Annotated in this window: 12 protein-coding genes and 1 pseudogene; 7 read left to right on the forward strand and 6 right to left on the reverse strand. The window is 43.0% G+C overall.

The window, feature by feature from the left end; translation table 11 throughout:
- Complete coding sequence (gene urtE, locus AC13CK_RS14310) at positions 1–699, forward strand: urea ABC transporter ATP-binding subunit UrtE (protein ID WP_004729117.1); 699 nt, start codon at positions 1–3, stop codon at positions 697–699.
- A 401-nt stretch (positions 700–1,100) separates the two neighbouring features.
- Here the strand turns inward: urtE and AC13CK_RS14315 are convergent, their stop codons facing one another.
- The 3 genes from AC13CK_RS14315 to AC13CK_RS14325 form a co-directional block, all read right to left on the reverse strand.
- Positions 1,101–1,823: a hypothetical protein gene (locus AC13CK_RS14315; RefSeq protein WP_425880061.1), complete on the reverse strand. Its 723-nt coding sequence runs from the start codon at positions 1,821–1,823 to the stop codon at positions 1,101–1,103.
- A 172-nt stretch (positions 1,824–1,995) separates the two neighbouring features.
- Positions 1,996–2,508 (reverse strand): GNAT family N-acetyltransferase, encoded by a 513-nt coding sequence (locus AC13CK_RS14320; RefSeq protein WP_314101404.1) that lies wholly within the window; start codon positions 2,506–2,508, stop codon positions 1,996–1,998.
- Positions 2,509–2,588: 80 nt separating this feature from the next.
- Complete coding sequence (locus tag AC13CK_RS14325; protein ID WP_005105335.1) at positions 2,589–3,314, reverse strand: outer membrane protein OmpK; 726 nt, start codon at positions 3,312–3,314, stop codon at positions 2,589–2,591.
- A gap of 1,007 nt (positions 3,315–4,321) precedes the next feature.
- Here AC13CK_RS14325 and AC13CK_RS14330 point away from each other — a divergent pair.
- The 4 genes from AC13CK_RS14330 to dsbD all read left to right on the forward strand — a co-directional run bounded on the left by AC13CK_RS14330 (position 4,322) and on the right by dsbD (position 7,995).
- A complete protein-coding gene (locus AC13CK_RS14330) occupies positions 4,322–4,687 on the forward strand; it encodes an HPF/RaiA family ribosome-associated protein (protein WP_005261539.1) in 366 nt (121 codons plus the stop codon).
- Between the two features lie 127 nt (positions 4,688–4,814).
- On the forward strand, positions 4,815–5,357 hold the full coding sequence (locus AC13CK_RS14335; RefSeq protein ID WP_004647221.1) for an ankyrin repeat domain-containing protein: 543 nt from the start codon (positions 4,815–4,817) through the stop codon (positions 5,355–5,357).
- A gap of 21 nt (positions 5,358–5,378) precedes the next feature.
- Entirely contained in the window at positions 5,379–6,134 is a 756-nt protein-coding gene (locus AC13CK_RS14340; RefSeq protein WP_425880060.1) for a transporter, read from the forward strand.
- Positions 6,135–6,153: 19 nt separating this feature from the next.
- Complete coding sequence (dsbD, locus tag AC13CK_RS14345) at positions 6,154–7,995, forward strand: protein-disulfide reductase DsbD (protein ID WP_071850326.1); 1,842 nt, start codon at positions 6,154–6,156, stop codon at positions 7,993–7,995.
- A gap of 25 nt (positions 7,996–8,020) precedes the next feature.
- Here dsbD and AC13CK_RS14350 read toward each other — a convergent pair whose 3' ends face one another.
- A complete protein-coding gene (locus AC13CK_RS14350; protein ID WP_425880059.1) occupies positions 8,021–9,217 on the reverse strand; it encodes a GGDEF domain-containing protein in 1,197 nt (398 codons plus the stop codon).
- 340 nt (positions 9,218–9,557) lie between these two features.
- On the opposite strand from AC13CK_RS14350, the gene AC13CK_RS14355 reads away from it, so the two are divergent.
- Positions 9,558–10,127 carry an FMN-dependent NADH-azoreductase gene (locus tag AC13CK_RS14355; protein ID WP_425880058.1) on the forward strand — a complete coding sequence of 190 codons (570 nt, stop codon included), beginning with the start codon at positions 9,558–9,560 and terminating at the stop codon, positions 10,125–10,127.
- 62 nt (positions 10,128–10,189) lie between these two features.
- Here the strand turns inward: AC13CK_RS14355 and AC13CK_RS14360 are convergent, their stop codons facing one another.
- Positions 10,190–11,101, reverse strand: a complete 912-nt coding sequence (locus AC13CK_RS14360) for an alpha/beta hydrolase (RefSeq protein WP_425880057.1) — start codon at positions 11,099–11,101, stop codon at positions 10,190–10,192.
- 156 nt (positions 11,102–11,257) lie between these two features.
- Here AC13CK_RS14360 and AC13CK_RS14365 point away from each other — a divergent pair, with 156 nt between their 5' ends.
- Positions 11,258–11,695, forward strand: a complete 438-nt coding sequence (locus AC13CK_RS14365) for a DUF2147 domain-containing protein (protein ID WP_005105342.1) — start codon at positions 11,258–11,260, stop codon at positions 11,693–11,695.
- A 75-nt stretch (positions 11,696–11,770) separates the two neighbouring features.
- Here the strand turns inward: AC13CK_RS14365 and AC13CK_RS14370 are convergent.
- A pseudogene (locus tag AC13CK_RS14370) lies at positions 11,771–11,892 on the reverse strand (IS5/IS1182 family transposase); the annotation flags it as partial.

Raw genomic sequence — 11,892 nt, forward strand, 5'->3', positions numbered from 1 at the left:
ATGTTAGAAGTCAAAGACGTCAATCAATTTTATGGTGGCAGTCATATTTTACGTGATGTGTCATTGACTGCACCTGTGGGTGAATGTTCGGTGGTGCTTGGACGCAATGGGGTGGGGAAAACCACGCTCCTTAAATGTCTGATGGGTATTTTACCGATTAAATCCGGACAGATTTTGTTGGATGGCAAGGACATTTCGAAACTCAGTCCTGAACAGCGTGTCCGTGCAGGTCTGGCTTATGTGCCCCAAGGTCGAGATATTTTTTCAACTTTAACCGTGGAGGAAAACATCCTCATTGGTATGGCGAAATTTAAAGGCGCAAAGACACGCAAAGTGCCTGAGCATCTCTATGAAATTTTCCCTGTGTTGGATGAAATGAAGCATCGCCGTGGCGGAGATTTGTCTGGTGGTCAGCAGCAGCAGCTTGCCATTGCACGAGCACTTGCTTCTGAACCGCGTGTGCTGATTTTGGATGAACCGACTGAAGGTATTCAGCCATCCATTATTAAAGACATTGGCCGGGTCATTCGTAAACTGGCGGATGGTGGTGAGATGGCGATTGTGCTGGTTGAGCAGTTTTATGACTTTGCTGAAGAACTTGCTGATGGATATACCGTGATGGCACGTGGCCAAGTCGTGGCGCAAGGTGTGGGTAGTGAAATGCCGGAGAAAGGCATTCGGGAGTTGGTGGCAATTTAAGGCTTTTAGCTCCTTCTCCTATGGGAGAAGGTGGGGGGTGAGGGCTTATCTTTATTTACCTCTCCCTAACCCTCTCCTAGAAGGAGAGGGAAAAAGCCTCCCTGAGCAAGATATAAGCACTGCTTTATATCGAAGCGTAAGAAAGGGAGGTTTGGAGGGATTAGATTTTAAATCTCCTCTTACGAAGCAGAGCTTCTCATCTCTTAAAGAGAGAGGGGAATTTTCTTTTTTGAATAATGGAGGGATTAGATTTCTGTATTTTCATCCCAAAGGAAGTACATACCAAATTGTCCAGTTCTAAATTCACCGCCTATCGCTTTGCCCGTATCAGCCATATTTTCCCTATAATATTTTGAATATTATGTTTGTTATAGGGTAATAAGATATCGCTGAATCAGCAATCACTCAACCTTTAAATACATGCCATCCGCCGAGACATTATGGCCAAAACCGCAAGACATTGGATTGTTGCTATTCACTACAATCTGTTGTCCAATTTGAGCGTTAAACTGAAATTTCAAATCAATTTTGCAATTTTCTACGCTGTAATTGGCCTGAGCTTTATTCAGCGACATACGGGTTAAAAATTCTCCCATATTTGGTCCATAAATCAGACTGCGTAAACCCATATAGAGTCCATTAAACTCAATCTGGTAGGCATTAGAAGCTGGTTTAACTTCCATCGTATTCCACTGACCAAAACCTGCATAGCGGACATATTTTCCTGCAAAATTCTTCGGTTTTTCTGGTGCAGGTAACTGTTTTAGATTGAACTGGCTGGCTTTAGTATTCGGAAAAACGGAAAACCAGGCGCGTGCCCATTGCGGCTTTCCAAGCTTGGCATAACTTAAGCCAACATTATTAAACGCCGTGGTGATATCGCGTTCGGAAAAAGCTGTACCACCGTCTTCTACATTCATCGCACAAAAGGATGACCATGCGGCTTGTTGCTCAAATTGCGCTATGGCCTTTTGATATTGTTTTTGGTCGTAGAATTTTTTGCCATTATTTGCATAGCTTTGCACTTTGCTACAGCCTGAACGGAGCTCTTTTTCAAAGTCTGAATCAGCAAAAGTGAGCATACTTAAACTTAAAAGACCAATAGACAATAGAGATTTATACATGGTGTTATTCAGTATGATTTTGAGCTGAATAAAACATAGCCGCTCGTATAAGTAAATAGAACTTGTGCTTATTAAACTGGATAACAACAAAATATCGTGATGGCCAAATATTAAAAAGCTGAAAAGGAGTGTCCAGAAAGCAGTTCTGGAATAGCTTTAAACTAAGAATGAATCAAGCTCGATCCAGATTCAGTTGCAAGAGGACCAAATCACGCCATTGCCCAAACTTCTGTCCGACTTGCGGCATATAGGCAGTTTGAACGAAACCCAGTTTTTCATGCAGACGAATCGATGAAGTGTTTTCAGAATCAATCGCCGCGACCATGATATGCAGTTTCTGTACTTGAGCCTGTTCAATTAAATACTGCAATAATTGAGAACCCAAACCTTGCCCTGCATAATCCGGATTTAAAAAGATGGAATGTTCGACCGTCTGTTGAAAGCCCTGAATACTGCGAAACTGATCATAACAGGCATAGCCAGCAATGACCTGATTTCGCGTATCTTCAACCACAAAAACCGGGAAATTCTGATTTTTAAGCTGCTTAAACCAGATTTTGAAATAGTTCAAATCAAAGGCTGTTCTGTTCCAGGTCGCAGTACCATAGAGTACTTCCTGATTATAAATCTTGAGGATGGTTTCAAGATCATGTTCGGTCGCAGGTCGAATATCAAAATCAGGCATATTCTTGTTCTAGTAGAGGTGAGCTGAAATCACAGTTTAAAAAAAGCAGAACCGGAGTTCTGCTTTCGATCATACATCAATTAGAAATGATATTTCACAAGTGCGCTGACATTGTTTTCATCTTGATTTTTAAGACCAAACTTATTGTTCCACACTGAATGTTCAACACCGAGGTATAAACGGGTATCTGGAGAAATGTGTTTGCCCGCATTCCATTTCCACTGTGTAGTCCAGTTTAACTCGCTTGCTTGAGCGTCTTTTTCAGCAGTTGACCAATCAAGGAAGCCATCTACAAGAAAATCTTCAGCACCCAGTTTAAATGGCACACCATAGGTAAGCGTCATTTGATAATCGTCTTTATTGCCAAACACTTTTTCATTGTTTGCACGATAAAGATTTAAGCTTGCATATTGAAAGTATGGGATATCAAGGTCAAAGCCCACGCCATATAGGAAGTTATCAGCATTATCTGAACCTTCCCACGTTGTTGAAATAAGCACATCTTTCACTGGACCAAAGGCAAGTTTTTGGCCTGTAACTTCGCTTAAGCTTAAACGTGGTGATAACTCAAAGTACGTACTTTTAACATCATCGCCACCGCGCAGACGATCCATAAAGAAGAATACATCTGCATATTTAACTTTTGCAGCATATTCAACAGTTAAAGTAGTTTGCTGATCGTCTACAACTTCATAGTTTTCACCATAAAGACCTGTAACGCTAAAGTCCTGCCAAACTGGTTTTGCTTGAGCAAATGCTGCAGTTGAAGCCAATGCACAAAGTGCCGCAAGTTGTGTAAATTTCATTTAAATCTATCCCCCCGAGAAAGCAGAATAAGCATACAGATTAATAAGTAAAAATAAAGTTAAAAGTGATCGCTGACTTAAATATATTTCAGCCCCCATGAGTTGAATGAAGACGATCATCTTCCTCAGTTTTCATTGCCTTTCGCTGATACTTCTCTAAATTATTATTTTTTAAATAAAGTTGAATATGTAGTGCCTTAAAAGACTGAATGTATAACTAAAAATATAAAATCACTTCAATTTACGATGATTAACTTACAAAATCAGTAAAAAATAGGGGGGGATATACAGATTGTTTAGTAATTAATTTGGGCCTGAGGCTGAACAGCTTTGTTCTGTTTGTGTAATGAGGTTAGTTTGAAAATCTCAAATGACCGTCGTTTTATAAGCCTGTTCTCAGCCTCTTCAAGTGAGATTGAACGGTCTTATATTTCAATAAAAAATTATTTTGCAGGTTGTTATTTTAAAATGACGAAAGAGTATTTTTCCCGGTTATGCAAAAGCAACTAAATAATGATAAAGCAAATGATCTATTCAGGACTGTAAGGCTGACTAGGCGCTGATCTTATAAGATAAATTATTAGGTAAAAGTGAGCTAATTTCGATAAAAAATACTTTTAATTCCTCCTTTTTTAGGTTTCCTGGTCGAGTGTTATTTAAGCGATTTATCGGTCTGGCTAAAAAATTATTTCAAATTAAATCATGTGAAAGGTTGTGAAATTTCCGTTTGAAAAATCCTGTATTTTTGAGCTGAGTAAGCAGTTGTCACAATGGATTATTCTTTTGCTAAAAAACCAAAATATCACTTGCATATTTCCAAGATACAGCCGATATTCAAGATATAAGGACACGATTCTGCAGACTCAAAAATGTGTTCATCATTCAAAATGGAGGGTGTGATTCCAATCATTTGAAGAAGTGAAATGCGATGCGAAACAGCAAGCTACAAACGTGCCAAGATAAAAAATTTTGCACTCAAAAGTTACAAAGATTGAGGATGGTAATATATGAATATTGAACTTCGTACCGATAACCACATTCAGAATAGTGATCGTTTAATTACTTATGTACGGGAAGAATTAAATCAAGAATTCCAGCGCCACAGCGAACGTATTACCCATTTTTCAGTCCATCTTAGTGATGAAAATGGCGCCAAAGGCGGCGATGACGATATTCGTTGTATGATTGAAGCGCGTCCTGCAGGCTTGAAACCTGTCGTAGTCAATCATCGTGGCCATAATGTCGATACTGCGATCCATGGTGCAATTGACCGACTAAAACGTAGTCTGGAACATGTGATCGAGAAAAAAGACAATGTTCGTCTTGGTGCTCTCGAACTAGCAGACACAGATACTGCGGATATCGAAGACTAAGCCGAACCGATTTGAAAAAGCCCTGCGGGGCTTTTTTCGTATTAAACAAAAATATAGTTATGAGAAGCACAACAAATCCTGCTTTATTCGGCATAATAGTCGAAAACGAATCAAAGTGAGCTCCATCATGTTAACTGCGCAACAACAACTTTTTGTGCAAGCACTCGAAGAATTAAATCTGGACCAGGTCAAACAGCTGCTGGCAGATGGACTCAACCCGAATTTTATTGATCATGACAAAGGCCCGGTGATTTCGGTCTGGTCAGATGGCCTGTTTAAATGGTGGGAAGAAGTGTGTGAGCTGTATGAAGCCGGAACACCACTTTCAGAAGAGGAGAAACAGGCACGTTTGGCGGTACATTTACAGATTCTGGAAGAACTGATCCAGGCCAAAGTGAATCTGCATTTGTGGGATGCAGAAGAAATTTATGGTCCACTCTGGGATGCCGCAAGTGCCGCATGCGCGCCAGCTGTACAGCGTTTACTGGATGAAAAAGTCGATCCAAATAGCAAAGATGAAGATGGCATGACTATTTTATCTTCAATTAGTGATCTATTCTTTGATTGTGATTTTGATGAAATCAACTGGTCAGAAGCCTTGGATGAAGAAAAACAGACGCTAGAACTGCTTCGCAAGCATGGCGCAAAAATGACCAAAGAACTCAGTTAAATTTTAATAAAGAGCTCCAACATGACAACATTAAAAACCTTGGGTTTGATTGCACTGGCCGGTTATAGTGCACAGCTTTTCGCAGCAGATTTTGAATTTGATCGACCAGGTGAGGGTCTCAGTACTGGAATTACGCCAGTCGGAAATGTCGCTTGGGAGCAAGGGTTGCCTACAGCGCGTTATAGCAAGTCGGGCGATCAGACCGCGACCACACTCAGTGCAGATATGTTGTTACGTACCGGACTCAGTGATGATCTGGAATTGCGTTTAGGTTGGGCTGGCCCGACCTGGACCCAAGTGAAATCCAATGGCCAGACCGAAGAAGATGATGGTCTGGGCGATGTTAGTATTGGTCTGAAAAAGGCCATTGATTTGGATGATGACAAACTCAGTATGGCTTTGCTGGCCGAAGCCATCATTGCAACAGGCAATGCCGGTTTCACTAATGAAGAAGATATTTACAGCTTGGGTTCTGTCGTGTCGTATCAATATAATGACTTGGTCAGTACCGCATTGACCATGCGTTATGAATGGCAGGACAGCAACTGGGCAGTGTCTGCGATTCCTTCTCTAGGCTACCGCATTACTGATCGCTGGTCAGGTTATTCTGAACTGATTTACCGTAAAGCTGAAAGTGTCGATAATCAATACGCGCTCGGTACCGGGGTTATGTATGCCTTAAACGACCGTGTCCAATTGGATGCGAATGTCGGTGTAGATCTGGATGGTGCAGATCGAAGTTACTTCTCAGGCCTAGGTTTCTCTGTGCTGTTCTAAGTTATTCAACTCACAGATGATGAAATACTCGCAGTTCCCGACCTGGGGGAAAATGCTTGCCCTGGTTATTTTGGGAAGCACCTTGTTCAGCAGTCCTGCTCAGGCGGAAACTGCATTGTTGTCTGCCGAGCAGGCTTTTCCTGTGAGCGTGATCTCCACCAGTCAGCAGCAGGCTGAACTGAGTTGGCAGATTCCAGACAACTATTATCTGTATCAGCATAAAATTGAAGTCCGGCAGGGCAACCAACCGGTGTCGTTTGAGTTGCCACCCGCTGAAGATTTATATGATGATAACTATGGACATACCCAGGTTTATTATCAGCAGTTAAAGTTTCAAATTCCGACTCAGGCAGGGCAATCCTATCAGGTCAGCTGGCAGGGCTGTGCCAAAGACCGGATCTGTTATCCGCCACAAACCATTCAGTTCAAGACCGATTTGTCCGGTCTAGTGCAATTCGAAGCTGCCGGATCAGGAGCAAAGCGTTTACTTGATCTGAATACTTCATCACTGCAACACAATACCCTGTTTAATACAGTGGATTCCTCAGAATCTACAGCAGATGAAATCTCTGCATCAGCCAACACACAAACCGAACCTTATGCAGCACAAGACCAGAAATGGTCAGCCCAGTTGCTTGAGCGCTCTTTGGGCTATGGGCTTTTACTGTTCTTCGGCTTGGGAATTTTACTGGCTTTCACCCCGTGTTCCTTGCCGATGCTGCCAATTCTGACCTCGCTGATCGTACGTGACAGTAAAGGCCTGAAAGCCTGGATGATTGCACTGACTTTTGTCAGCAGTATGGCTACTGTCTATGCGGTACTCGGCTTAATTGCGTCTTCAGCTGGTCTGAACTTCCAGCGCTGGTTGCAGCAACCGGGAACCCTGATCGCATTTAGCATCCTGTTTGTCCTGTTTGCCCTGAATCTGTTTGGCCTGTTTGAAATCAAACTGCCGCAACGTCTGGTTCATCGTCTGGACCGGGCGCAGGCCATGCAGCAGGGAGGGAGTCTGGTCAGTGCCGGTGTCATGGGCATGATCTCGGCACTTCTGGTAGGACCATGCATGACCGCACCACTGGCAGGTGCATTGTTATTTATTTCCCAGACGCAAAGTCAGTGGCAGGGCGCTCTGTTGCTGTTTACTCTGGGTTTTGGGATGGGCACGCCTTTATTACTGGCCAGTATTCTGGGTGCACGGATTCTGCCTAAAGCCGGGCACTGGATGAATCAGATTAAAGTGCTCTTTGCCTTTATCATGCTGGCATTGGCCCTGTATTTTATTCGGCCGCTAATTTCAGAAGCCGCTTTACAATGGTTATCCTTAGCTTTGGGTATGACCTTCGTAGCCTATGTGCTGTTCCGGATTTTCTGGCATCGCACGAGTCTAAGATGGCTGTATATCCTGTGTCTGGTACTGGCTGTACCTTATATTGCTTATAGCCAATATCAGCATAGTCAGCGGTTTTTTGTGGAGCAGGTGAGTACAGAAGTCAACTGGCATGTGGCACGTAGTGCAGCAGAATTTCAGCAGATTTTGAACAAGGCACCACAAGGGCAAAAGATCATTATTGATGTCTACGCCGACTGGTGTGTCGCCTGTCAGCCGATCGAACATCGTATTTTAAAATCTGCAGCGGTGCAGCAGGCGCTTGCGCCATATTTCCTGATCAAGCTGGATTTAAGCCAATATAATGCCTCTCATCAAGCACTGTTAAACCAATGGGAAATTCTGGGACCGCCAACGTATTTATTCTTGAATGCGCAGCAGCAGGAAATTCGTGGCTTGCGTTTGACCGGTGCCTTTAGCGAGGGAGAATTGCTGGCACAACTGCAAGCGCTGGCTCAAAGTGAAAATCCATAATCTAGTCTTAAAAAGCTGAACCCGTTTAAGAGACCTGCATCTGTGCTGGCACCGGTTCAGCATAGGCTTTGACCAGATTACGCCCACCGGCTTTAGCCTGATAAAGCGCCTGATCGGCCTGACTCAATAACTGCTGCGGGCGTAATTCCGCGCTAGAAATGGCAATCCCGAAACTGGCGGTCACCGGAATCAGCTCACCCTCATCACTGAAAATCTGCAATTGCTGAATGGCGATGCGACAGCGTTCAGCCACTTGCTCGGCTTTTTCCAGACTGGTATTTTTAAGCACCAAAATAAATTCTTCCCCGCCAAAACGGCCGACCACATCACTTTCGCGCAATTGCTGGTTCAGTACAGCACTCACTTCAACTAAGGTTTCATCGCCCTTATGATGGCCATAGTGATCATTAATTTTCTTGAAATGATCCAGATCTAATAGCACTAAAGCATAATTGGGAGTGGCTGCGGCATTCAGTTTATCCAGACATTGGTTGATACTACGGCGGTTAAACAGGTTGGTGAGCGGATCAATCTGACTCAGCTGTTTGATCAGCTGCTCGCGATGACGCCATTGACTGAGCAGAATCTCGAATAACACCATGCAGACGGCCAGAATTGGCAAAATGAAATACAGCATCGATAACAGCCAGAAACCATTATAAAAAAGCTTGTCATCGATATTAAAGAGCGGTGAATAAGGTAATTGATGACTGAAACTTAAATAGGCACATCCGCCCAGAAAAATGGAGGCAGGAATCAGCATGCTATACACCAGCGTGCGATGAAACAGCACCAGACCGACCATAATTAAGCAGACGTAAGCGGTGGTAGCGACCGGACTGATCACGCCGACAATATAGGCATCCCGGCATAGCGAAACCACAAAGGTGCCGACTGCCAGATAGGGTAGATAACGTTCCACCAGACGGTTGCCCTGAAATTTATAACAAGGATAAATCAGTAAGGCTAAAATCAATAAAAAACTGCCGTTCAGCACGACTTGTGAATGAACCCGTTCAATCTGTACATATTGCCAATACTCAGGATTGAATAAAACAAAGAGATCCCAGCCGAGCCAGGTCAGATGTACACCGCATCCCAAAGTCAGCATCAGGATGCATTTCTTCAGGATACGCCAGTTCATCACGACTTCATCTTCGACCAGATATTTCTTGATTCTGTGTCTTAGCACTTTTTCTAATACAGGCGATATTCGCTTCATGGTCCCGGTCTGACTTTAATTGTTATGGCAGATTTTTTAAGACTTATTGGATATTTATAGCTTTATTTACACAAGATAATATAAGTTTGAATGCTTGATAAACAACAATATTTAAAACATTTTTGTGATTTAGTTGATATCTGATCTGCTCATTCTTTGCCTATAGCATAAGTGATCTAGGCTATACCAAAGGGTTCTAATCAAAATTAAAGAGGTTAAGAGGCATACAGTTTTGTTCTAAATTCAGGATGATGTGTTTTATTTGTGCTAATTATTTCAATATGGTCAATCGTTAAAATGGCTGCATTGTTAGAAACAACCAAAGATAAAGAGCGAAGCCATGAAAGTTTTACAGATTGATTCCAGTATTTTAGGAGATGCTTCTATTTCGCGTCAGTTGACTCAGGCCGTGGTGGAACAATTGCAGCAAAAATATGCTGAGGCCATTGAAGTTGAGTACCTGGATCTGGCAGCACAGCCTATTCCCCATCTTACTGCCGAAATTTTAATGGGCCAGAATGCAGAACAGACGGGATTGGGCGAGGAAATTTTAGAGCAATATTTGCAGGCGGATATCGTGGTGATTGGTGCAGCGATGTATAACTTCGGTTTGCCATCGACCTTAAAAGCCTGGATTGACCGGATTTGTGTCGCGGGACGTACCTTTAAATATACCGAACAAGGTCCTGTGGGTTTGGCGGGCAATAAGAGAGTGTATATCGCCAGCAGCCGTGGTGGTGTGTATGGCGAGCAAAGTCCGGCTGATTTTCAGGAGGCTTTCCTGAAAACCGTATTTAACTTTACCGGCGTGAATGATATCGAAGTGATTCGTGCTGAAGGGGTGAACATGGGCGAAGCGGTTAAAGCCCAAGCATTGCAAACTGCATTGCAGCAGGTTCAGGCCATTTAAAAATCTAAAACCTCTTTTCAAAGGTCAGCTACGGCTGACCTTTTTTATGCATTGAATTATGGTTAATCTCGGTCCAGACGATGGGCAAATTCTGCAAGATCGGTCAGGGCCTGCTTGGCTTCATCGAACCAGGCACTGAACATCTGGAAGTTGTGCCACATGCCGGTATACAGTTTAAATTCGACCTCGACACCCGTCTGTTCCGCTTTTTCTTTAAAACGGCTAGCATCATCCAGCAGAATTTCCTTGGAACCTACCTGAATATGAATCGGTGGCAAACCGGTTAAATCGGCAAAAAAAGGAGAAACTTCCGGATCACCACGATCAATCGAACGCGGCACATAATATTCAATCCCGGTTTGAACCGTTTCCAGAGACAGCAGGGCATCATGCTTCTGGTTATAACGTAAAGATTCACTGGTCAACGTTAAATCCAGCAGTGGAGACAGCAGAATCAGACCGCTGACCTGTGGCAGACTTTCCTGCTGTATTTTGAGTGCCAGCGCCAAGGCCAGATTGGCACCGCAAGAATCGCCGGACAGAATAATATCTTTGGCCTGAACACCTTGATCCAGCAGCAGATTATAGACATCAAACAAGGCTTCTAATGCTTCTGGATAGGCAGATTCAGGTGATAGCGGATAATCGACATGCAGTACCTGCATCTGGGTTCGAGCCGCAATTTGAGTCATAAAGGCGCGATGGGTATTTAAAGAACCTAAGTAAAATGCGCCGCCATGAATATGAAAAATCAGCTGGGTCGATTCCTGCTGCGGCTTAATTTCTTCCGCGCGCAGTCCGGCCAGTCGGAGCGAGCGAATCTTTACCGTTTTATCCTGAGGGAAAAGTTTGCACATCTGTTCCAGAGCAATGCGCATTGAACTCGGTGGAAGACTGAATCTGCTCGGGGCACGAATGGCCGTTTTTAAAAAGCTTTCTGTAATTAATTGTTTCGTTAGCGGGCTTATCTTCATCTTCCTTCCATCTTTTTGTGCTTTTATTGATCGTGTAGATTATTTACCAACCATATTTACAAGGTTACACTAAATAGTCACAGCTAAAAATTGAAAAATTGTTGTGACTTTTTAATACTACATGGGTCTATTTTCAGACTAAGGAAATGAAGAAAAATGAAAAAAATAGCGCTTACGTTAGGACTACTAGGCTTATCTGCACTGGCTAATGCCGCGGATCCTTTAAATGGCACGGTATGGAAAACCATTGATGATAAAACCAAGCAGCCTAAGGCCATGGTTAAATTCACTGAACAAAAGAACGGCACTTTGTCAGCCAGTATTCAGTCTGTGTTAACTCCAGGTGAAGAAAATGCCTGCAAGAAATGTGAAGGTCCATATCACAACAAATCTCTGAAAGGCCTGACCATTGTTAAAGGTCTAAAAAATGCTGGCGGGACTAGCTATGACAGCGGTTCGATCCTGGATCCGCAATCTGGTAAAACCTATAAGTTGAAAGGCCAGCTAGCAGACGGTGGCAAGAAGCTTGAGCTACGTGGTTTTATCGGCGTAGCGGCATTGGGTCGTAACCAGACCTGGATTCGTGCCAACTAATTTATTTTAAGCAGATATACAAAAGCCTGACCGATGTCAGGCTTTTTTTTTATAACTATTAGGGTCTGTTGACATTTACTGTTCATAATTAACCCTATAAAGGTAGCCATAAAAATATACAGGCTAAAGCAACAGAACTTTGATAATTTCTTTTGAGCTTGTCATATCGAGTAGCTATTCCTCTAAATTGCTTTAAT

This window comes from Acinetobacter sp. L-24 (assembly GCF_056857555.1).

Bases quoted from the DNA above. Each gene is read 5' to 3' on its own strand.
- AC13CK_RS14355 (WP_425880058.1), top strand. From the start codon at position 9,558: ATGAAAGTTTTACAGATTGATTCCAGTATTTTAGGAGATGCTTCTATT.
- urtE (WP_004729117.1), top strand. From the start codon at position 1: ATGTTAGAAGTCAAAGACGTCAATCAATTTTATGGTGGCAGTCATATT.
- AC13CK_RS14360 (WP_425880057.1), bottom strand. From the start codon at position 11,101: ATGAAGATAAGCCCGCTAACGAAACAATTAATTACAGAAAGCTTTTTA.
- AC13CK_RS14335 (WP_004647221.1), top strand. From the start codon at position 4,815: ATGTTAACTGCGCAACAACAACTTTTTGTGCAAGCACTCGAAGAATTA.
- AC13CK_RS14365 (WP_005105342.1), top strand. From the start codon at position 11,258: ATGAAAAAAATAGCGCTTACGTTAGGACTACTAGGCTTATCTGCACTG.
- AC13CK_RS14350 (WP_425880059.1), bottom strand. From the start codon at position 9,217: ATGAAGCGAATATCGCCTGTATTAGAAAAAGTGCTAAGACACAGAATC.
- AC13CK_RS14340 (WP_425880060.1), top strand. From the start codon at position 5,379: ATGACAACATTAAAAACCTTGGGTTTGATTGCACTGGCCGGTTATAGT.
- AC13CK_RS14320 (WP_314101404.1), bottom strand. From the start codon at position 2,508: ATGCCTGATTTTGATATTCGACCTGCGACCGAACATGATCTTGAAACC.
- dsbD (WP_071850326.1), top strand. From the start codon at position 6,154: ATGAAATACTCGCAGTTCCCGACCTGGGGGAAAATGCTTGCCCTGGTT.
- AC13CK_RS14325 (WP_005105335.1), bottom strand. From the start codon at position 3,314: ATGAAATTTACACAACTTGCGGCACTTTGTGCATTGGCTTCAACTGCA.
- AC13CK_RS14330 (WP_005261539.1), top strand. From the start codon at position 4,322: ATGAATATTGAACTTCGTACCGATAACCACATTCAGAATAGTGATCGT.
- AC13CK_RS14315 (WP_425880061.1), bottom strand. From the start codon at position 1,823: ATGTATAAATCTCTATTGTCTATTGGTCTTTTAAGTTTAAGTATGCTC.